The 21,289-nt window shown below is 59.1% G+C and carries 17 protein-coding genes; 3 read left to right on the top strand and 14 right to left on the bottom strand.

From position 1 onward, the window contains the following. Positions 1 to 28: 28 nt before the first annotated feature. The 5 genes from AC3WLT_RS28180 to AC3WLT_RS28160 form a co-directional block, all read right to left on the bottom strand. Entirely contained in the window at positions 29 to 856 is an 828-nt protein-coding gene (locus AC3WLT_RS28180) for a putative hydro-lyase (protein ID WP_492594944.1), read from the bottom strand. A 62-nt stretch (positions 857 to 918) separates the two neighbouring features. Continuing rightward, complete coding sequence (locus AC3WLT_RS28175; protein ID WP_492594943.1) at positions 919 to 2,241, bottom strand: MFS transporter; 1,323 nt, start codon at positions 2,239 to 2,241, stop codon at positions 919 to 921. A 116-nt stretch (positions 2,242 to 2,357) separates the two neighbouring features. Beyond that, positions 2,358 to 3,308, bottom strand: coding sequence for a 5-oxoprolinase subunit C family protein (locus AC3WLT_RS28170; protein WP_492594942.1), 951 nt, complete (start codon positions 3,306 to 3,308; stop codon positions 2,358 to 2,360). Continuing rightward, the gene (pxpB, locus tag AC3WLT_RS28165; protein ID WP_492594941.1) at positions 3,305 to 4,072 is read right to left on the bottom strand and encodes a 5-oxoprolinase subunit PxpB; all 768 of its coding nucleotides are present in this window, start codon (positions 4,070 to 4,072) and stop codon (positions 3,305 to 3,307) included. The genes AC3WLT_RS28170 and pxpB overlap by 4 nt, the downstream gene beginning before the upstream one ends. A 103-nt stretch (positions 4,073 to 4,175) precedes the next feature. Continuing rightward, positions 4,176 to 4,610, bottom strand: a complete 435-nt coding sequence (locus tag AC3WLT_RS28160; protein WP_492594940.1) for a VOC family protein — start codon at positions 4,608 to 4,610, stop codon at positions 4,176 to 4,178. A gap of 188 nt (positions 4,611 to 4,798) precedes the next feature. On the opposite strand from AC3WLT_RS28160, the gene AC3WLT_RS28155 reads away from it, so the two are divergent. Then, positions 4,799 to 5,680, top strand: a complete 882-nt coding sequence (locus AC3WLT_RS28155) for a LysR family transcriptional regulator (protein ID WP_492594939.1) — start codon at positions 4,799 to 4,801, stop codon at positions 5,678 to 5,680. Between the two features lie 46 nt (positions 5,681 to 5,726). On the opposite strand, the gene AC3WLT_RS28150 is transcribed toward AC3WLT_RS28155, so the two are convergent. The 3 genes from AC3WLT_RS28150 to AC3WLT_RS28140 all read right to left on the bottom strand — a co-directional run bounded on the left by AC3WLT_RS28150 (position 5,727) and on the right by AC3WLT_RS28140 (position 9,178). Next, positions 5,727 to 6,125: a hypothetical protein gene (locus AC3WLT_RS28150; RefSeq protein WP_492594938.1), complete on the bottom strand. Its 399-nt coding sequence runs from the start codon at positions 6,123 to 6,125 to the stop codon at positions 5,727 to 5,729. Between the two features lie 91 nt (positions 6,126 to 6,216). Then, positions 6,217 to 7,623, bottom strand: coding sequence for an undecaprenyl-phosphate glucose phosphotransferase (locus tag AC3WLT_RS28145; protein WP_492594937.1), 1,407 nt, complete (start codon positions 7,621 to 7,623; stop codon positions 6,217 to 6,219). A 40-nt stretch (positions 7,624 to 7,663) separates the two neighbouring features. Further along, positions 7,664 to 9,178 carry a mannose-1-phosphate guanylyltransferase/mannose-6-phosphate isomerase gene (locus AC3WLT_RS28140; RefSeq protein WP_492594936.1) on the bottom strand — a complete coding sequence of 505 codons (1,515 nt, stop codon included), beginning with the start codon at positions 9,176 to 9,178 and terminating at the stop codon, positions 7,664 to 7,666. Between the two features lie 610 nt (positions 9,179 to 9,788). Between AC3WLT_RS28140 and AC3WLT_RS28135 the strand changes: the two genes are divergently transcribed. Next, a complete protein-coding gene (locus tag AC3WLT_RS28135; protein WP_492594935.1) occupies positions 9,789 to 11,036 on the top strand; it encodes an O-antigen ligase family protein in 1,248 nt (415 codons plus the stop codon). A 91-nt stretch (positions 11,037 to 11,127) separates the two neighbouring features. Beyond that, complete coding sequence (locus tag AC3WLT_RS28130) at positions 11,128 to 11,763, top strand: phosphatase PAP2 family protein (RefSeq protein WP_492594934.1); 636 nt, start codon at positions 11,128 to 11,130, stop codon at positions 11,761 to 11,763. Here the strand turns inward: AC3WLT_RS28130 and AC3WLT_RS28125 are convergent. From AC3WLT_RS28125 to AC3WLT_RS28100, 6 genes are all read right to left on the bottom strand, one after another. Then, positions 11,739 to 12,929 carry a glycosyltransferase family 4 protein gene (locus AC3WLT_RS28125; protein WP_492594933.1) on the bottom strand — a complete coding sequence of 397 codons (1,191 nt, stop codon included), beginning with the start codon at positions 12,927 to 12,929 and terminating at the stop codon, positions 11,739 to 11,741. The genes AC3WLT_RS28130 and AC3WLT_RS28125 overlap by 25 nt on opposite strands. Positions 12,930 to 12,982: 53 nt before the next feature. Beyond that, positions 12,983 to 14,299 carry a lipopolysaccharide biosynthesis protein gene (locus AC3WLT_RS28120; RefSeq protein WP_492594932.1) on the bottom strand — a complete coding sequence of 439 codons (1,317 nt, stop codon included), beginning with the start codon at positions 14,297 to 14,299 and terminating at the stop codon, positions 12,983 to 12,985. A gap of 39 nt (positions 14,300 to 14,338) precedes the next feature. After that, positions 14,339 to 15,349, bottom strand: coding sequence for a glycosyltransferase family A protein (locus AC3WLT_RS28115; RefSeq protein WP_492594931.1), 1,011 nt, complete (start codon positions 15,347 to 15,349; stop codon positions 14,339 to 14,341). A gap of 131 nt (positions 15,350 to 15,480) precedes the next feature. Beyond that, the gene (locus AC3WLT_RS28110; protein ID WP_492594948.1) at positions 15,481 to 16,923 is read right to left on the bottom strand and encodes a hypothetical protein; all 1,443 of its coding nucleotides are present in this window, start codon (positions 16,921 to 16,923) and stop codon (positions 15,481 to 15,483) included. A 21-nt stretch (positions 16,924 to 16,944) separates the two neighbouring features. After that, a complete protein-coding gene (locus tag AC3WLT_RS28105; protein WP_492594930.1) occupies positions 16,945 to 18,060 on the bottom strand; it encodes a glycosyltransferase family 4 protein in 1,116 nt (371 codons plus the stop codon). Positions 18,061 to 18,117: 57 nt separating this feature from the next. Next, a complete protein-coding gene (locus AC3WLT_RS28100) occupies positions 18,118 to 20,391 on the bottom strand; it encodes a polysaccharide biosynthesis tyrosine autokinase (protein WP_492594947.1) in 2,274 nt (757 codons plus the stop codon). Positions 20,392 to 21,289: the final 898 nt, after the last annotated feature.

Raw genomic sequence — 21,289 nt, 5'->3', positions numbered from 1 at the left:
GGCGTTGGCGTTGGCGTTGGCGCCGATCTTACCGAATCAGCGTCAGATCCTCGGTCCTGACATCGCAAACCAGCATGTACCCGGGGGCATGAGTGATGCATATCGGCGGCCGCGCTTCCACCGCCGCAGCCTGAGGCGTGACGCCGCAACCCCAGAAAACCGGGATCTCGCCGGCGCGGATTTCCGTCGGCTCGCCCTCATCGGGCACGTCCACGTTCGCGATGCCGATCAGCGCCGGATCGCCCATATGGACCGGCGCACCGTGCGCACCTGGCAACGGCCGGCAAACCTCGTAGGCGATCGCTGCCTCGGCCGGCGTATACGGCCGCATCGACACGACCATCGGTCCGCGAAAAGCGCCAACGGGTTTCGTCTGAATGGAGGTGCGGTACATTGGAACGACCTTGCCTTCGTCCACGTGCCGCACACGCAACCCCGCCGATTCCAGAGCGTGCTCGAACGATAGCGAACAACCGAGCACGAAACCCACGAAGTCCTCCTGCCAGATTGCGGAGATATCGTCCCGTTCCTCCACGAGAGCGCCATCGCGCCAGACCCGATAGCGCGGAATGTCGGTGCGCAGGTCGACGTCATCGCCCAGCATCGGCACAAGACTGCTGCCGGCCTCGGTCATGCCGATGAGCGGACAAGGCGTGGGATTGGCGCGGCAGTACCCGATGAAATCGCCGGCCCACGACTGCGGCAGAATCACGAGGTTTCCCTGCGCAAAGCCGGGCGCCATGCCGCTCGTGTTGCCGTTGAAGCCCGCACGAATGCGTGCTCTCGCAGCGCGAGGCGTGGCCGCCCAGCCGGGCAGGATATTGCCTCGCGGCGTTTCGCTGATTGCCTGGTTCATGACAAGCTCTGCAAGCCGGAGCGGGTTGATATTGGGTTGAATTTCGTCCGGCGGATCGGCCTTTACTGCAAGGAGGCATCCGCCGTTTCGCGCGTCCTGGTCAGCGTCAACAAACCGATTGCCGCCGCACCGACGAGCAGGAACGCGGGACTCAGCAGGTTGCCGGTCTTGCCGATCATCGCGGTCGCAAGGTAAGGCGTCACGCCGCCGCCGAGAATGGTGCCGAAATTGAAGCTGAAGGCCATCCCGGTGTAACGGACCCGCGTCGGGAATTGCTCGGCATAGGTCGGATATCCAACCGATTGAACGACGGGCATCGGCAGCGCGACGATAAACATCGCGAGGAAAGCGAGAGCGAGATTCTGGTGGTTCATGAGCATCATCATCGGGAACACCAGCACGATGTATCCGGCAAAACCGATCGCCAGCACGCGGCGGCGGCCGATGCGGTCGGACAGTCCGCCCCACACCGGCATCAGCACGGCCATCGACATGCTGACGATCGACATGATCCAGTAGACGCTCGCCTTGTCGTATTTCAGGTAGGTGGTCATGTAGATGTTCATGAAGACGAAGCCCACCCAGTAGCCGGCGTTCTGTCCGAACGAAATCAGGAAGACCCTCAGCATGGCCGCGCGATGGTGCGCGAAGACTTCCTTGAACGGCGCCTTGAGCGGCTCGCTGTGTTCGAGAGTCTTCTTGAATGCCACCGACTCTTCGACCCGTTTGCGCACATAAGCCGATATCAGCACGAGCGGAACCGCCGCGAGGAAGGGAATCCGCCAGCCCCAGTCGTGCAACTGCGACGAGCTGATGACCGCGGTGGTCAACCCGCAGACTGCCGCGGCAAGCGCGCCGCCCAATGCGACACCGACCGGAGTGAACGCGCCGTAAAATCCGCGGCGTCCGCGAGGCGCGGATTCAGCGACATAAGCAGCTGCACCGGTCACTTCCGCGCCCGAGAAAAATCCCTGCGCGAGACGCACGACCAGAAGCGCCGCCGGCGCGAAGACACCTGCGCTCGCCGCGGTCGGCAGCAAGCCGACGACAGCGGTCGCAATACCCATTCCGATCACCGTCACTAGCAGGATGGCGCGGCGCCCGAGCTTGTCGCCGAGACGCCCCAGCACGATTCCGCCCACTGGCCGCATGAGGAACGCACTGCCGAAGATCGCCAGGATCGAGAGCAGCGCGGCAGTCGGATTGTCAGACGGGAAAAACAGCGGCCCGATTACCGCGGCCATGTAACCGTACACGCCGAATTCGTAGTATTCGATCGCGGTTCCGACAGCCGCGGCAGTGGCTGCCTTGCGAGCGACGTGTTGGGTCGAGAGGGGCGCAGGCGGAATGTCTGCGTCGAAGGTGGCGGTTGGGACGTGGGGCATTTTGCGTTCCGTTGTGAGGATGAAAGATGGACTACGTCCCGCCGAGGCCGGGGTTGAAGTCGGCGTTGCGGTCGGGGTTGAAATCGCTGCGGAAATCGCGCTTCAGATCGCGACGATCACGCACGGCACCATTGCGCGAGCTGCGCAAAACTTCGCTCCTGGGACAGCAACAGGCGCTGTGCCTCCGCAAGATCGACCAGCTCGAAGCGCACATCGTCTCCGGGTATCCGCTGGGCAAGGCGCGGCAAGTCGACAGCGCATACGTGCGCGATCTTCGGATAGCCGCCGGTCGTCTGGCGGTCCGCCATCAGAATGATCGGCTGACCATCGGCGGGCACCTGGATCGCGCCGAAGCCCACGGCCTCGGACACCACTTCCCGAGGCGCAACGAGGCTGAGCGCCGGGCCTTGCAGGCGATAACCCATGCGGTCGGACTGCGCCGTGATCTGGTACGTCTCGCGCTCGAGAGCCCGCCTCGCGTCCGCCGTGAAGTAGCGCCATTCGCGCCCAGGCGTGATTCTGATCGGCGCGTCATTCGATAACAGCACGTCTTCCGAAAACACCGTTTCTGGAGAGAGCGAGACGCTACGGCACGCGAAGCTTTCCTGAGTGAACAGCATGTCGCCCTTCTTCAAAGGCCGGCCGGCGTGCCCACCGTAACCGCCGCGTGCGAACGTGCTCGCGCTGCCCATGACCGGCTCGATCGAAAAGCCGCCGCGCACCGCGAAATACGTACGCAGCCCTGCATGACGAGTGCCGAACGATATTTCGCAGCCCGCCGGCACCTCCAGGGAGCAATCGCTGAAGAGCGGCTGTCCGTCGAGCTGGCAGTCGAGATTCCCGCCACAGAACGCAATCGTCGCCTTCTCGTGAAACCTGAGCGTCGGTCCCATCAACGTGATTTCGAGTGTCGGCACAGTGGGCGCGTTGCCCACCAGCGCATTGGCCAGCCGGTGCGCCCGTTCATCCATCACGCCGTTGACCGGAATGCCGAGATGCTGATGGCCCACGCGGCCGAGATCCTGAAACGTGCTCAACGCACCCGGCTTGATGACTTCGATGCTCATCGCGCGGCTCCCGCATCCCGGCTTGCCGATTCATAGGCCTGGAACTGCTCCGGCGTGATCGGCATGAAGCGGATCCGGTCGCCCGCGTTCACCAGACACGGCGTATCGCGCGACGGATCGAACATCCGGCATGGCGTGCGGCCGATCAGATTCCAGCCGCCCGGCAGCGTCATCGGATAGATGACGGTTTGCCGGTTGGCGAGACCGATGGAGCCGGGCGCGACCGCCGTGCGAGGTGTCGCGCGCCGGGCCGGCGACAGGCGTTCGTCGAACATGCCGATGTACGGGTGTCCCGGTGCGAAGCCGAGCAGCATCACGTCCACCAGCGAATCACTGTGCAGCGCGATGATTTCGCCGGTGGCGAGACCGCACGAGCGGGCCACTTCGTCGAGATCCGGCCCATGTTCCCCGCCGTAGCACACGGGAATCTCGACGACGCGCGCCGACTCGCGCTGCGCCTCGGATGCGCTTTCCAGCAGGCCGGCCACCACCTTCGCCAGCGCGTCGTAAGGGGCTTGCGTTTCATGCGAGAGCGGCACTCGCGACGGCGCGTAGTGAATGCCGACAGTCGTCATGGCGGGCGCGATGTCGATCACAAAGTCGAGCTGCGCGGCCGCCACGCGCGCCGCGAAGTCTCGCGCCCGGCGGTTCTGCTCGACGCGGCCGCTTCCTGCCACCTCGATGATCAGCAGGCTCTCGCCCGACGGAAAGAGCGACCATGAACTCTCAGGCACAGCTTCCGGCAGGACAGGTTCGCTTTTCATGGGACATGATCCGGCTGCGGGGCAGATTCGACGCAATGAGCGGCGCGATGCGCGGCGCAATGAGCCGCGCCGTCATTCGGGAAGTGAATATGCGGCTGAACGCTTACTTCGCGAACAGCGACTCGATATTGGCAAACGCCTTGATTTCGAGCGCGTTGCCCGACGGGTCGAGGAAGAACATCGTGGCCTGTTCGCCCACTTCGCCCTTGAAACGGATGTGAGGCTCGATGATGAAGTCGATGCCGGCCGCGCTCAGCCTGTTCGACGCAGCGTGCCACTGCTCCATCGGCAGCACGACGCCGAAGTGCCGGACCGGCACGGCGTCGCCGTCTACTGCACTGGTCGTGCGGTGACCGGCTTCTCCCGGCGCCAGATGGGCCACGATCTGATGACCGTAAAAATTGAAGTCCACCCAGTCGGCGGCGCTGCGGCCTTCCGGACAGCCCAGCAGATCGCCATAGAATTCGCGCGCCGCGGAGATGCTGTGAACCGGAAATGCGAGGTGAAAAGGAGAGATGACGGCAGTCGTGTCGCTCATGGTCGGACCGATATAAGTTGAATGATTGAGCCGGCGACGGGCGCGCAACCGCGCCATCCCGCCGTGCTGGAACGACCCGGAGGCCACACCATGAGAAGCAGTCTAGGGATGACAAAAATAGCGAAAAAGCGATATATTTTTACCCTCAGCAACAATAATTTCGATCAATCGATCGAATCAATCGACCCATGATGCGAGAGCTGAAGACCTTCCTGGCTGTCGTGCGCTACGGCACCTTTGCGAGCGCCGGCTCGCATATCGGGCTGACGCAATCGGCCGTCTCCGCGCAAATTCAACGGCTGGAAGAAGACCTTGGTTTCGCGCTCTTCGATCGGACGGGCCGCTCCGCGACGCTCAACGAGGCCGGCAAACAAACGGTCAAACTGGCCGAAGATGTCTTGTCCGCTTACGCGCGGCTGGCGGAGAAAGGCGGCGACGCGGAGCGCTCGGGCATCCTGCGCATCGGCGCCATTGCATCGGCGCAAGCGTCGTTTCTCATCAGCGCGATTCAGCAGTTCCGTCAGCATTCGCCCGGATGGAGAATTCGCGTCGTTCCCGGCGTGTCGCTCAATCTGCTGACGCAGGTGGACTCGGGCGAGGTGGATATCGCGGTGATCATCAAACCGCCATTCGCGTTGCCCGCCGAGTTGCAGTGGCGCACCTTGATTACCGAAGCCTTTGCGCTGCTGGTTCCCCGCGAGCTGGCGGATCAGCCATGGCGCACGCTGCTCAAGACGGAACCCTTTGTGAGGTACGACCGGAATTCCTTCGGTGGCCGGCTCGTCGATCGTTTCCTGAGAAGGATCCGGGTCACGGTGCACGACGTGGTCGAACTGGATGAACTGCAGGGGATCGTGGGGCTCGTCTCGCACGGCGTGGGAATTTCGCTGGTTCCCGAGGCTGCCGCGCTTCACTTGCCGGAGAATGTCGTCGCGCTGTCTTTGGGAGAAGACACGTTCAACCGTGAAATCGGCCTCGTGCAGCGAGGCACACAACATCAGCAACGCGCGATCGAGCAGTTTTCCGCTTGCCTGGGTTCCGCGATCGATGCGCTTGGGCAAGCCGGGTGAAGAGGTGTCGTTGCAGTTGAGGGCGGTTATTGATCAAATACCGCGATCAAATACCGCGCGCCGTCCGTTGTATAAGTTCTTTAACCCGTCGCGCTATGTTGCTCAATACGCTCCTGCGCGCCTTGGCGTCCGGTTGTCTGTGCACCATATGTTGCAGATCCTCCCAGTCCTCATCCAGAGAACGCGCATGACCCGCCGGTGTATGCGGCCATTCGACGACTACCGCAGCTCGCGCGACCGTCCCGCGCTGGCCGTCCTCGAACCTGTCCAGATACGCGTTGATGGCCAACGCCTCCCGCAGAGCCGCCTCCTGAGAACGGGTGGCAATGAAGTCGTTAAGGCCTTCGATATGGACGCACCACAGCCTTTCGCCCACTTCCAGACTCCGTACGGCTCCCAAGTCGCCGACCTCTGATCCCTCCAGCTTGAGCAAAGTTTGTCCCATTTCAAACAGGCCTCATGACGCAATGAAGCAGGTTGCCATTGTCAGTGCGGATTTTCCCCGCGTGCTCGACCCGGGGCCTCAATCTAAGGCATCAGTAGGCGTTAGGATGATGCAGCCCTTTGAATACAGTCGCAAAGATGATCTTCACATCAAGCCTGAATGACCAGTTCCGGAGGTAATACAGATCGTGTGCTACACGGCCCTCCATCTTCTCAATGCGATCCGTTTCGCCGCGGAAGCCATTTATCTGCGCCCATCCGGTGATGCCAGGCTTGATGCGATAGCGATGGATGTAACCCAAAACAATGTTCTGATAGAGATCGTCGTGTTCAAGCGCGTGAGGACGCGGTCCGACCACCGACATGTCGCCGCGTAGCACGTTGAAGAATTGGGGCAATTCATCCAGGCTGGTGCGGCGAAGGAATCCACCCACGGGAGTGATACGTGGGTCGCCGCGCGTGGCCTGTTCGAGAATTCCCTGCTTCTGCTCATGCAGGCGCATCGTGCGAAATTTGTAAATCGTGAAGACCCGCCCGTCGGCCCCTTTCCGGGATTGCTTGAAGAATACCGGTCCGCGTGAACTCAACTTCACTGCGATCGCACATACAAGCAGGATTGGCGACACTGCGAGCAATGCAGCCAGCGCAAAAAGACGATCGAATAGCTCCTTCTTCACCATCGCATTGGGCGGCAACGGCGATGCAGCCAGGTTGATCGTCGGAAAGCCCAGCAGGTCTGTTACGCCTCCTTCAAAAAGTGCCAACGCACGCACATCGGGCATGAAACGGATGTTGATCAGGTCATTGCGAAACTCGTCGACAAGCTTGAGAATCGCGCGCTCTTCGGTCAGCGGCAACGCCAACCAGACTTCACCGATGTTCTGTTCGCGAACGTACCGGGCGAACGCCGCATGATCTTCAAAAACCTGCACGGACGTCGTGGTCCTGGCCGTGGTCCTCGCCGAGATTCTGGCCGTGTTGCCAGGCCGCAGGTTATAGAGCGCCTTTGGACGGAAGCCGGCTGCGGGCGCCGCTTCCATCTTGCGAATAATCTCGTCGCAGTGTTCCCCGCATGCGGCAACCGCAACTTGCTGCAAATCCAGCCCGGCGTTTCTCACGCGCCCGAGCAGGACATGCGAGATCATCCGCCCGGCCATCATCGCAGCGCCGGAAATGCCGGTCCAATACGCAAACCAGAGACGAGAGACGAAGTCGATGCAGTGTAGCGAGAACATCAACGCCATTGCACAGGCTTGCACGACTAGCCAGCCGAGTGCGACGTGCCCTACAAGCGCTCTCTTGGAACGGCCGCGCCATGATTCGTAAACACCGAGCGCCGGGAACACGGCAAGCGAAAACGCCGCCGCGAACGCTACAAACGCCAGATAGAAACTTCGCTGCGAGACATCGTCGAAGCGGAATTGCGAGGCCACGAAGGCACCCGCCAAAATCATCGCAACGTCGAACAATCTCGCCAGTAAACCTGTAATCAATCGCATTGCAGTCCTCCAGGAGCGCGCACGAGTCCGCCACGGCCGGTTAGCCGCACCGCCCATATTTGTCGTCGAATCTCACGATGTCGTCTTCGCCAAGATAGGTTCCCGATTGAACCTCGATGATCTGAAGCGGGACCCACCCGGGATTCTCGAGACGGTGACGCACACCCAGCGGGATGTACGCCGATTCGTTCTCTCCCAGAAGGAACTGTTCTTCTCCGCGAGTGACGAGCGCTGTTCCGCTCACGACGACCCAATGCTCGGCGCGGTGGTGATGCATTTGCAAAGACAGGCGCGCGCCAGGATTCACGACGATTCGCTTGACCTGGAAACGGTCGCCGTGATCGATCGAATCGTAGAAGCCCCAGGGCCGGCGGACCTTTCTGTGCGCGTCGGCTTCGGGAGACTTGTCCCGCTTGATGCGCGACACGAGGCCCTTGATGTCCTGCACGTGCGAGCGGTCGGCGACGAGCACGGCGTCGTCAGTCTCCACCACGACCAGGTCGTTGGTGCCGACACACGCCAGCAGCCTTCCGCCTTGAGAGCGCGCGTAAGTTGCCGTTGCCCCTTCGAACAACACGCGACCGCTCGATGCATTACCTGACTCATCCTTTTCCATCGCCTCCCAGACCGCATCCCAGGAGCCGAGATCGGACCAACCCGCTTCAAGCGGCACGACTACTCCCATGCACGGAGAGTCGGGCTTGCCAAGATGTTCCATGACCGCATAATCAATCGAATCGGATGGCGATCGCTGGAACTCCACCTCATCGGGGACGACGCAACCATCTGCTTTCCGGGCGCTTTCATAGGCTTGAACACAAGCGGCGTACATCTCTGGCTGGAAGCGCTCGATGGCGGCAAGCCATACCGACGAACGAACCACGAACATGCCGCTGTTCCACCAGTAATTGCCAGCGTCGACATATTGAGCAGCAAGTTCCGCGGCGGGTTTCTCCACGAAACGCTCGATCTGATAAGCACCATCGCGCAACGCGCTGCCCAGGCGGATATAACCGAAGCCAGTGTCGGCGCGGCTCGGCGGAACACCGAGCGTCGCGATCGCGCCGGCTTGCGCATAGCCGGCTGCGACAGCGATCGCATCATGAAGCGCTGCCAGATCCGTAATAGCATGGTCTGCGGGCATAGCGACCAATATGGCGTCCCGACCATCACTGCATGTGGTCAGCGCAGCCAGAGTTAGAGCGGGCGCGGTATCCCGGCGAGTTGGCTCCACCACGATGTGCGCATTCATCCCGCTTTCGCGAGCCTGTTCGCAAGTGACAAAGTAATGCTCCGCGCCACAAACGATCACGGGTTCCGGCGCGACATCCCACTTGCCGGCAAAGCCTTTCATCCGACCCATCGTGGCTTGCAGCAAAGTCTGGTTGTCGATCACGCCGATCAGCTGCTTGGGAAACTGCTCGCGCGACACTGGCCACAGGCGAGTCCCGGATCCGCCGGCGAGAATCACTTGCACGAGTCGCGGACTATCCACGAACGCTTCATTGATAATCGCAATATCTGTCTCGCCTGCCCCAACCGTTACCTTGCTCATTCAAAACTCCTCTTCAATGCAGCCCGATCCCGGACGCTCATGTTCACGCCCGAGAGCAATTCCTGCGCCGATGTCTCTTCACTTGATTAGTGACACGACGTCCGTGTCAACGGACATGACCAGCCGTTCCGTCTGAGGCAGCAGAGGACCAACGCGGTAACGGCGGATCGATTTCGATCCGTGCCCGTCACCGCTGCCATGGACAGACCGCGACTCCATCGCAAGCAAAATGAACGACACACGTCGACGTTCTGCTGGCGAGCAGAGGCCGCAACGGCTGTACTCGATGTGATAAATCATAGACGCGATACGCTGCAGCACGGCATTTCTGGCGCGAACCGTTGAGGTTTTGGCCACGCATGTCGGACCCATGCGCCAAACGCAGCGAATACCCCTGCTTTCCGCTCCGACAAATGACGGGCAACTTGGAAATCAACTTCTACACGTGGTACCTTCGTATGAACGCGGCGTTGTCGCAATCACAAAGGTAGGATTCCGATGTTGTCCATAGTCAGCACAGTTCTGGCGTGCTGTGTCGGATCTCTCGCGTATTTTTTATGGCACAGGCTGGTCGTCAAAGGCTGTCTGATGTTCGTTTATGGAACCCGCAATGGCTTACATATCGTTATTTGCGCTATTCCTGACTGTCACCAATCTGGTACCCGTTAGCGCGGTGGGGTTCGTACCCCTCGTCTTCTGCTCATGGCGTTTCTTCGGAAGAAGCTATCCTGCATTCATCACACCGCTCACCGCGTTCATGCTTCTGGCGGTGGTCTCGACATTGCTTTACGACCCTCGATCATTCACCGAGTTTGACTTCTATCGGCGCGACGGTAATTTCTTCATCTCGTATGCACCCATTTTTGCCGGTTGCCTCTACGCGCACCGCTGGGACCTGAACAAAGTTCTCCGTGCGTTTTTCGTGTTCGCGGTGGCAATCAACATACCGCTTTACGCTTACTACATTCTGGAGACCGGGTTGCTGAGCATTTTCACCCATCCGGACGACAGTTTCGGCAGCTTCTTCATCGCTCGTAACGCGGCGGGAGGCTTCTTTGCCATGCTGTTTTGCCTGGGCGTGGCATGCTACCTGCAGAAGCGAAGCAACCTGCTTCTGGCGCAGCTTGGCATCAACGCACTGATGCTCTTCTCCACGTATAGCAGAGGGTCATTGCTGGGTGCCCTTGCAATCCTTCCCTATCTCTACTTCGGCCGCAAACGCTGGATACTGGCGACCTTGATGGCCTGCCTCGTCGTGGGCTCCATTGCGATGGCGGTCTACCATACCGACCCGACGGTCGACTACATGGGCTATACCTTCTCCATTCACAATCAGGATGCCAAAGTCGCCAATCTGGACATTCGATATGAATGGCTGTGGCCGCGGGCTCTTACTTACTTCCTGCAAAGCCCAATCGTCGGGCTCGGTTTCGGTTCGTTCGACGACCATATCGGCAGCGTAGTCTCCTACTTCAACCTCCTGGGCATACCTTCAGATGTTGTCATCGAACATAGCGACTCCCATGCTCACAACTCCTACCTGAACATTCTCGCGGAACTCGGCGTGATCGGCCTCTTTCTGATGCTGAGTTTCTACTGGAAACTGGTTGAGTGGAGCAAGCAAGGTGCGGCCGCGGCCGCACTGATTGCACAAGGACGGAACTTCGCCGCCTTCAGATTTGTCGAGATATCGTCTGTTTGCCTTCTTGTGATGGCGGCGACAGAACATCGGCTAGTCTCGCCATCGAATGTTCTGATTCTTTCTCTCGTCATCTCCCTGTTACTGGCCTCGCGGTCAATCACCGCAATCGCGCCTGAACAGTATCGGCACGGGCCACGCGGGCGTATCCCATCCTGACAGCCTGTTCGCGCCGGTCTGATACGGCGCGAACAGGTTGCGCATCAGTCTCGCTGTGTCAGCTGAAGATCAGCGAAGAAGAGAGAATCCTATGTGGACCGTGTTCACCAACCTGGGCGACGCCGCCATCACGCTACCCGTGGCCGCTATCTGCGCCGGCTGGATCGCGCTATTCGATGTCCGCCTGGCATGCCGATGGATCGGCGCACTGGCCGCCGGCATGGCTCTGGTTGGCGCAACCAAGATCATCTACGCCGGGTGGGGCCTATCCATCCCGAGCTCGGATTTCCGCGTCGTTAGCGGACACACCATGCTGTCGACTTCAGTATGGATTGTGACGATCACCCTTCAATTGAAGTGGTGGCGTCAACCTCCGATACCAGGCATCGTCGCCGGCATGGCCATTGGGCTCCTGACCGGCATTTCCCGAGTCGTGGGCCACTCGCATTCGCTGCCCGAAGTGGTCACCGGCTGGGTTTTAGGCGTACTTGTGGCCGCGATATTCTTACGGGCTACTACTGGCATCCAGTTTGAGCGCTTCCGGCCTATCTGGTCGACCATCAGCCTTCTGCTTGTCGCGACGCTCGCCTATGGACACAAAGCGCCGCTGCAACATCTCATTGAGACGCGCTCGCCGGAACTCCGCAGCCATACGCCCTCTGTCCTCGCCCGCCTCGGTCGAATCGCCTATCGCGTCCATTCTCACGAAGCCACGTCGGCAAGATGACGCTCCTCAGTGAGCACCTGTTCGCTGACCCGATTCGGAAGAAACTGTTCGACGTGGCCGTATGGAATGCGGGAATCGATAAAATTCGTCAACGCCGCCTTGAAGTTCTCAGACGAAAATCGCTCTGCGTTCCTGCGACATTGCCGCGGATCAAACAGATTGGCATTGTGTTCAAATCGGATGACCGCCTCCAGCAGTGCTTCCGGCGTCTGCTCCCCGAAGAAAACGCCGGTCGGTCTTTCAAGCGGCAGACCAACAACGGACTCGAGCGCACCGCCCCTGCCGAACGCGATGACCGGCGTTCCACATGCTTGAGCTTCCACCACCGAGATACCGAAGTCCTCCTCAGCCGCAAACACAAACGCGCGGGCTCGCCGTAAATGGTCGACAAGGACTTCCGACGATTGATGACCCAGGATCGTCACGTTTTCCCCGGCAATGGATTTGATCTTTTTCATCTCGGGTCCGTCTCCGATCACCACAAGCCGGCGCTCAGGTGTCTGCGAGAAGGTCCGCACGATCAGATCGATACGCTTATAGGGCACCATGCGCGACGCCGTAACGTAAAAGTCGTCCTTCTGCGTGCACATCGTCATGTTTTTCAAATCGACCGGTGGGTAAATGACCGTCGCTTCACGTTGGTACGCTTTCCGGATCCGCCGGGCGATGAATTGCGAATTCGCGACGAGGTGATCGACTCCGTTCGCCGAGCGCGAATCCCAGCCCCGGATGTAGTGAAGCAGAACGCGCGCCATCGCGGATTTGAGCCCCCTCGCCAGATGCGACTCCCTGAGGTATTGATGCTGCAAGTCCCAGGCATAGCGAATAGGCGAATGAACGTAGCTGACATGCACCTGGTTCGGTCCGGTGAGAACACCCTTCGCGACCGCGTGCGAGCTGGAAATGACGAGATCGTAACCGGACAGGTCGACTTGTTCGATGGCGATCGGCATCAAAGGCAGGTATGCGCGGTAACGATTGCGGGCAAAGGGCAGCTTCTGGATAAATGAAGTCTCGACGGATTTGCCCTGCAGGCACTCGCGATCTTCCATAAAATCCACAATCGCGAAGACGTCCGCTTTCGGAAAGCATTCGATGATGTTCTTCAGGACCTTCTCTGCCCCACCCGAAACGACTAGCCAATCGTGAACAATGGCGACTTTCACTTCGACCTCCTGTGAGATTAGGATCGAAACCCTACGTGTTCGACAAACATGATTCACTCGTCCTTTGCGGTGCCCGCCTGAGTCCGTGCGCCCCATGCAAGCCGAACCATCCCAACCGCCCGTTTGGCGCCCGGCACCAGGCCAAACAGTTCCAGGCGAATCATGGTGCCCATCAGCAATGCCGATAGCGTTGCTTCACCAATCACCCGCGCGAATGCCATTCCAATTGCGCCATATCGAGGCGCGAGGAAAAGTGCCGCGGCAAGATTGGCGAGACCCGACACGACTCCGACGACGGCAAGCAGCCGGTCCTTCTTCCGCGGCACGAACACGTAGAACGCGGCGAATTCGTTAAACGCAGCGAACGGGAACATCCACGCGAAACACTGAAGTACGCGAGCGCTCGGCTCGAAGGCGGCACCCAGTATCAAAGGCAGCAGGAAAGGCGACAACGTTAGCGCGCCGCATAGAATCAATAGTCCATAACCCATCAGCAACGTTGCGCCTCGCCGGGTAGTGGCGTGCGCACCGTCCCTGTCTCCTTGCGCGAGTTGCCGGGAAATCGTGGGAATGAACACTTGCGACGCCGGCCCCATCAGGCTGAGCCCGATTGTTGCGAAGCGTTCGGCGGCGCCGAAGTAGCCCACCTGAGCGGGAGTGGACAAGAGAGTCAGCAGGTAGGTCGACGACGCCGTGAGGACGACCGATCCCGACGAATAACAGAAGAGCATTGTCGAGCTTCGCAGGAGCGGAACGATTCCGGCTAACCTGAGACGCGGCAACCCCAGTTGAGCGGTTGTGAGACCGTATGAAATCGCGAGAGATGCCACGCCTGCGATCAACAGGCTCCCAAGCACCCATACGGAGTCCTTCGGCCCTCTCACCAGATTCAGAACCAGCACGAGGCTCAAGGCGAAGCCGGAAACTTCGATCATGATGGGCGTTCGAAAGTGCTGACGCCCCTGAAACAGCCACCCGAGATTCAAAGCGGAGACAATACCCAGCAGGGTCGCCAGCAGACCGATGACGGGCCGTTCCGCCAATGTGGGAGAACACATCGTGGCAACAATGCCGACACATCCACCCGCCAGCCCCAGCAAAAGACGCGCACTTACGTGCAAGGAGTAGATGGCATTGCATTCTTCAGCCGATTTCGCGTTCGATACTTCGCGCATGCCGACGAAGGTGAATCCGTAGCTTACGAGCATCCATATCACGTTCATTAGTGACATCGACGCCAGGACGCGACCATATTCGGCCACACCAAGAATCCTGCCGTAGAACGGCACCACAATGATGAGATAAACGTATCTCATCACATACCCGCCGTAGACAAACGCAATGACGTTAACGTTCTCTCGTTTATCCATGCTGTTCCCCTTTGAACCGGATCGACACGCGTTCTGGACTTAGTGCTCGACCGTGCGACGACGGGCAAGCGGGTTGGTTATGTAACGAACCACAAAGTCAGAAAGTGGCGAGTACGGTACGAGACACAGACTTGATAAAGCGAGAGTGCCGAGCTTCTTCTTTAGACTCCAGAATGGGTTGGCGACGATCGCATGCAAATACCCGCGAGACTCCCGGAACATCCAGCGCCACCGTGTTAAAAGCGGCGCGCCGTAAACGGCCGCGCAGAAGCCAGCCTTCTCATGAGCAAAATCATGAAATGACACCGGAAGCTCGATCTGCAGCCGGGAACGTGCAATGTCCCTCAATATCGCCCACCGCATACTTAAGGCTTTCGGGGCCTTGGAGATTTTCTCCGAGTTAGCGAACGACGCAGTAGAGCCGACCGAGTTATGCACACGATAGCCCCCTAGCGATCTCGTGACGGTCGCGACAGGACCTAATAAAGCCGTCCCGTAGATGGCGTAGAAGTCCGCTCCGTAGCGATTTACATTCTCCTCCGGAACCGGAAAAATGTGCTTTAGCGCGCTCACACGATACGCATTTCCCGACGCGGGCGGCGATGGATACAGCCACCCGCCCCGCAATAGCGCGCCGCAATTGGCAGGCGGCTCGGTGTGCGGCACATAGGCGCCAGTTGGCTTTCCCATCACGTCCATGACGTCCAGGCGAAACTGCACCTTCGTCCGATCACCGTCATCGAAGATCCGCATCACTTCGGATACGGCGCCCGGATACAGGACGTCATCCGAATCGAGGAAGATCACATATTCGGTCTCGAGAATCGAAATCGCACGATTGTAAGCGGATACCTGACCGCCGTTTTCCTTGAAAATCGACACGATGCGCGCCCCATATCTTTCAATGATTGCGCGCGACCCGTCGGTCGAACCATCGTCGACGACAATCACACGTGTTCCCGGATGGTCCTGCTCGAGCGCAGAGTCGATCGCCGTGGCCAGATAGTGCTCGTAGTTGTAGTTGCAGATGACAACGGTGGCTTGGTTCATGGTATCTGGACGCTATCTAAAAGAGTCGGTCAGTGTGAATCCGCCGACAGTGAAACTGACAATTCCCGCAGCAAGCACGCGACGCACACCCCGCACACCCATTGAGCATCGCCTCCCGCCTGTCCGAATTGCTACGATTGAGTATGGACAACGACATAAGCGAGGTGCTTCGGTGGATCGTTATCCGGACCATTGACGCGACTTGGCACCTTGAATCGAATGTTCATGTTTTCGCCCTCCCACGTCAGACTGACATCGTCACGAGAACTCCTCAGGCCAGTCAGTGCGTCGATCAACTCGACATTTGCACGGCGCGACGGCGGCGGTTTGATCCCGGACGCAGTGACCGTTCGCCAGCCCGCGTCCGCGCTCAACTGAAGCACGATGTCTTTGCCGGAAAGTAGTGCACTTCCAGATACACCTGTACCGAACTTCAACGGTTTCGAAAAACTTGCAAGCGAGCCGGCAACGGTCTTACGAAGCACGATCAGACTTTTCCCCGATACGTTGTACGTCCTGTGAGGCGGCCCCCGATGTGTAAGACGGAACGGTTCGTAGCCATCCCAGTGATAGACCATGGAGAGATACTTGTCCGCGTCGGTCCAGTTCCGATCGAGCGCCCACACTGCAAAGTCAAAAAAATAGCGCGGCAAATAGTGCACATCCTTCATGTAGGCGTCACCGATTTCTGTTTGCCATATACCGCGAGCGGGACCATTCCTAACGTATTGCTGATAAAGCGAATCGAGATCGGCGACAGCGAGGTAATGCGTGTCGAGGTAGTCGACCCAATCGATCATGCGCTCCTTCAAGACGGGGCTCCTGTACTCCAGCCATTTGCTGAAATTGGCAAGCCCCCCCCGATCCGGCCATCCACCGTAGACAACATAGGCCCCGTAACGGCGGATGATTCGTGCCGCCGGGATATGGATTCGTTCAACGTAGTCCTGCATGGCGCGCTCATAGGGCGCTGAGCGCTTCTTGTCGACGTTGAAATCCGGGCCGTGCCAGAACGTGGCCTGAGGCAATCCCCCGGACAGCTTGCCGGCCGCCTCGTTCCAGATCTGGAAGTAGCGCAGGTTATAAGGCGGTGCGGAGTACTTGCGGACGACCGCTTCGACATATCGTTTCCACGCCTCCACATCCACAGGTGCCGAATTCGAGTCCCCCGGCACGCTCGCATTCCACGTAGGCGTATAGCCGAGCAACAGGAGAGATCCGATCCCGTTCCGGTTGTTTCGGATCAGAACCGACGGCAGATCGCTGTCAAATTCAGAGCCTGTCCTGTCGACGCGCATGACTTCGCCGGGCGAATCAGGTTGTCCAGGTCCCACAGAGCCGCGCCCCCAGCTGATGCCCATCTCGCGCCACATCTGAATGTCTCTAGCCGATCCGGGCCAGCCGTTTGTCCCGATCAATTCAGTGATCCTGCGCCCGGTGGCATCGTGCGTGCGGGAATCGGCCAGCAGCGCAAACGAGGTCTTCGCTCGCGTCATCGGCAAGACAGCCCCCGCGAGCGCTGCCAGTGTCCGCAACGCCCGCCGCCTGCCGGCACCGCGACCGGTCCGAAACATAAGCCTGCCCACCAGCATTCGCTAGCTCACCGACGCGCTGGGCGCAAGCTCGGACAGCCGGGTGCCAGTTTGGCCATACAGAATCTCCAGCATTCTCTGCGCCGAGCGCTCCCACTGATATTCCCGTGCATGAACCAGACCCTTTGTTCGATAGCGTTGCCGTAGCCCGTCGTCGGACATCATCAACGAAACCTTTTCGGCGATGTCCTGAGCGGAGCTCGCGTCGCAATACATAGCGGCATCCCCACACGCTTCCGGTATCGAAGTACGCGAAGAGGCGATCACCGGGCAGCCACAGTACATCGCCTCGAGCGGCGGCAGCCCGAATCCTTCGTACAGGGAGGGAAAGACGAGGCAGCCAGCATTCTCATAAAGCGCTTTCAATTCACCATCTGAAACAAATCCCGTCCACACGATCTGTTTCGAGTGCGCCGTTCGCCCAATACTTTCGCTATTGAAGATACGCGGATTCTTGCCTCCGACAACGACGAACTTGACGTCGCCGAAATGCTCGAGCTGATCGATGGCTTCTAACGCGCATTGCAAATTCTTCCGCGGATCAAGGCTGCCGACAATGATGCAGTACGCGTCCTTCACAAGATGAAGCCGTCTCACTGTCGCGGGATTCGATACAACGCGATCCAGATGATCCGCGCCGGGCGGGACGACCGCGACGCGTGCCTCATCGATCTTCAAGTGATGACAGATCCGTCTTTTTGAAAATGTCGATACCGTCAGGATCATCGGCTTCATCCTTGGCAGTATGGAAAAGCAGATCCGATACCACAGCAGAAACTTCTTCGAGAACCCTTGCGGGACGTCATAGACGGCCATGTCGTGGACCATCACGACCTGTCCGCGCTTGAAGATCGGATTGGTATTGCAGAGATTGAGAAGCGTCATTCCCCTTGCGGCGATTGGAAGCGTAATCTGCTCCCAAAGTGTGCCGCGCAGCCACGGAAAGCGCCTTTGATGCTTAAGCAGCGCACCCGGTTCGATGGCGTTTTCAGGCACGAAAACCTCCAGTTCGTCGCCAGGATTTGCGCGCATCTGCATGGCTCTCGTTAGTTCATAGGCAACTCTTTGAACACCGGTGATTTGCTGCGAGGTGAACTTTCCGTTGATTGCGAAGGCCATCAGGTTCTCCGTTTTTCGAATTGCAGAACATCCGGTCGCAACTCGCTTGCGACCCGGTCATTTCAGCGTTGGTTCGAGATCGCCAAAGTCGCTGGCGTAGTTCGTCGGATACCCGTAATAGCGGGTACTACGCCGTAGCGGGATGCCATTGAAGACCGCACCTGCCATGCGTCCCTCGGCGCGCTCCAACTTCTTGACCGTGTCGGCAATTTCCTGCTCGGTTTGCATTCCCGAGCGCAAGACAAGTAGCGATGCGCCGGCCTCACTGGCAACGATGGAAGCGTCAGTGACGGCGAGAAACGGAGGCGTATCCACAATTACCAGGTCGAACTGGTTGACGAGCTGCTCCAGTACATCCTTGAAGCGCGGCCTCATTAGCATCGCGGCGGGGTTCTCCGGACGCGCCCCGCATGACAGGAAGGACAGGCCGTCTATGCTGGTATGTCGCAGCGCATGACGCAACGCCATCCGCTCAGAGAGAACTTCGGAGAGACCGCCGCGGTTGTTCTGATCGAAAAACGACGCGAGGTGGCCGCGACGCATATCGGCGTCTACCAATACGACCCGCGAGCCGATCTCGGCATGCAGGATCGCCAGATTCGCCGCAACAAAGCTCTTTCCGGCAGACGGCGTCGGACCAATAACCATCAGGATGTTATTGCGCGCGTGCGCAAGGTCGCGCGTCACCGCGGTGCGCACAGTGCGAAGCGCCTCGACCGAGGGGTCGTTCGGAAAACATGCCGCGAGGACTCTGTTGCCATCAGCACGCAGGGAACCAGATGGATCCAGCTCATTGGCGCCACCCTGCAACCGGATATCGGATGCGGCTCGCTGGAACGGTAACGTAGTTCGCCCTCCACTGGTCGGCAGTGGTTTGCGTGCTCCATTCTGGGCGCTACGGTCGAGCAACACCTGCTGTTGACTGAATAGAATCTCGCCGAGCACCGGCACGCTGAATCGATGTTCAACGTATTTCGGATCCGTCACTCCAATCATGACGTGACGGCGCATGAAAACCAGGACGATGCCCGACACGATACCGAGCACCACGCCGGCCGGCAGCACGAGCGCGGGATTCGGCTTGACGGGCCGGTGCGGCCTGACTGCAGCGTCGACGATATGCGCGCCTCCCGTCGTGCTCGCACGCCGCACCTGCAATTGCTCGGCTTTCTGGACCATACCTAGATAAATCGTCTCCGCGACCTTCTGGGCCCGGACGAGATCGACGCTTTCGCGTTCAGATGCCGGCATGCTGCCAAAACGGCCGTCAAATTCCGCCTTCGCGTTTTTCAACTGCTCGAGTTGTTTATCGACGCTCTGCACCCAGCGGCTCTCGGGCGTGAAGCGCTCCAGCAGTTGGGTACGCTGTAGTTGCAGGCCCGCGATTTGCTTATCAAGGTCGAGCCCGCCCTGGAGGTAGGATTGCGCCTCGGTAGTCGGCTGCATGGACTGGGACGTCGCTCTGAAACGCTTGAGCGCTTCCTCGGACTTCCTGAGATCCGCGAGCAAACGGGGAAGCTCGCCGTTAATGAACGCGAGAGTGGTCGTGTCGTTGAGTTGCCGGCTGGCAACGGCAGCTGAAAGGTATTGCTTTCCTAGCGCGTCGGCGACTTCGGTGGCCTTGTCGCGACTCGTATCCGAATACTCTATTTGAAGCAGACCCGAGTCCTTAACCTTATCGCCAACTTTCACTACGTTGTCAAAGCGCTTGATGGCGTCAATTGAATTCCAGCGAATGACCTTGAATTCCGTGCCCGGTCGCGCGATCAATTGCTTCACCAGCATTGAAACGTCGTTTCCCTTCGCGGTCGCACCCACCGTCCCTTTGACCAGAACCTGACCAGAAGGACCACGCAACTCATACGCGCCACCAACAAGGGCAATCAAGGTCAATTGCTCTTCCTCGAGATCCTTTGGAACGTCCAGCGCACCGATCTGAACGCGTTCTCCTCCCCATGCGAACGTCTTCAATCCAAACCATGCTCCAGCCGGCTCACCAGGGGTGGCGAATTTTTCCGCGATATCGCCCAGCAGCGGAATCTTGTGCGGCGTCACGGTAACGTCGAACCGGTATTTCTCGATCACCGGCTCCAGTACCGAACGAGTCCGCATGACGGCCATTTCGGTAACCGGCGACGGCGCAGGCGGAGGAAGCGCCTCCTGGCTCTGTATTGCGAGGCCGAGCGCATTCGGTTCTGGCGGATCTACGCGCACGAGGACGTCGGCAGAGTAGATCGGCGTGGCGATAAGCAGATAACCCACCGCCAGCATAGAGACAATCGCCGTCGCGGCCAGAATCTCCCAGACGTGGTCTCGCATCAGATTGAGCATTCCGCCCACGCTGAGTTGACTGCGCTCTACGTTGGCGGCAAAGGGGAGCGAATTCGAAGGGTAATAATCCAACGGTGTGATCCTTCCAAGTTCGATGGGCGATGTCATGGTTCGGTACCGAGCCGCGGCACCGGTGTTTCGCAATCTGGAAGCGGCGCTGGCCTAATCGGATGCAGCACCCGCCCAACGCCGCCCTGGAGTTTCTGCTGGCTCGCATCAGGTTTAGGACCCGCTCTCAGGACTTCTTGAGCGCAGTCCAGACGATGCAGGGCGCGCTTCACCTCCGGCGCAATTGCAGATCTGCCCGGAGGCGCATTGCTTCATTCATCACGATATGAACTCCTTGTACACATCCAACAATAACTCGTGTTAATTCGTACTACCAATAGTCACACTGACTGAAAGTCAGAAAAATTTGTCTCTTCCATTTTTTTCGAACAAGTGGCTGCCCCAACTTTTGAACGAGCTGGGACATATTGAACGGCTGGCATCGGTGATGTCGACGCCGCGGTGTCGCGACAACCGGAGACCAGCGTCAAGAAGATCCAACGCGGGCCCCACAGGTCGCTGAGAAGACGGTTTCGCCTGATATGGCGTGTACCTCTCTCTATGCAGGTTGGCTCCCTGCAACCGGGGCCTTACACCTTCATGACTTGAAGTCCAGAAGGCAATCGAATGCTCGTAGAAGGCAATGATCTGACACGCTCTCCTCACCGCATTGGACGCGCCCTAAAAGTAAACTACTCCGCGTCAGCTCTCAGGAACTGACGCGTTCGCAACAACAGCTTTTGCATCCATGTTGCACTGAAGCATAGTCCCCACCAAAGGCACCGGATCGCCTTCGGCCTAAATTCGGGTGCTATTGGCCGATTCCGTTGAACGCGTTACAAATACCGCG

It is taken from the genome of Paraburkholderia sp. FW306-2-2C-D06C (assembly GCF_058781505.1).
This window is presented reverse-complemented; position numbering and strand designations above follow the sequence as displayed.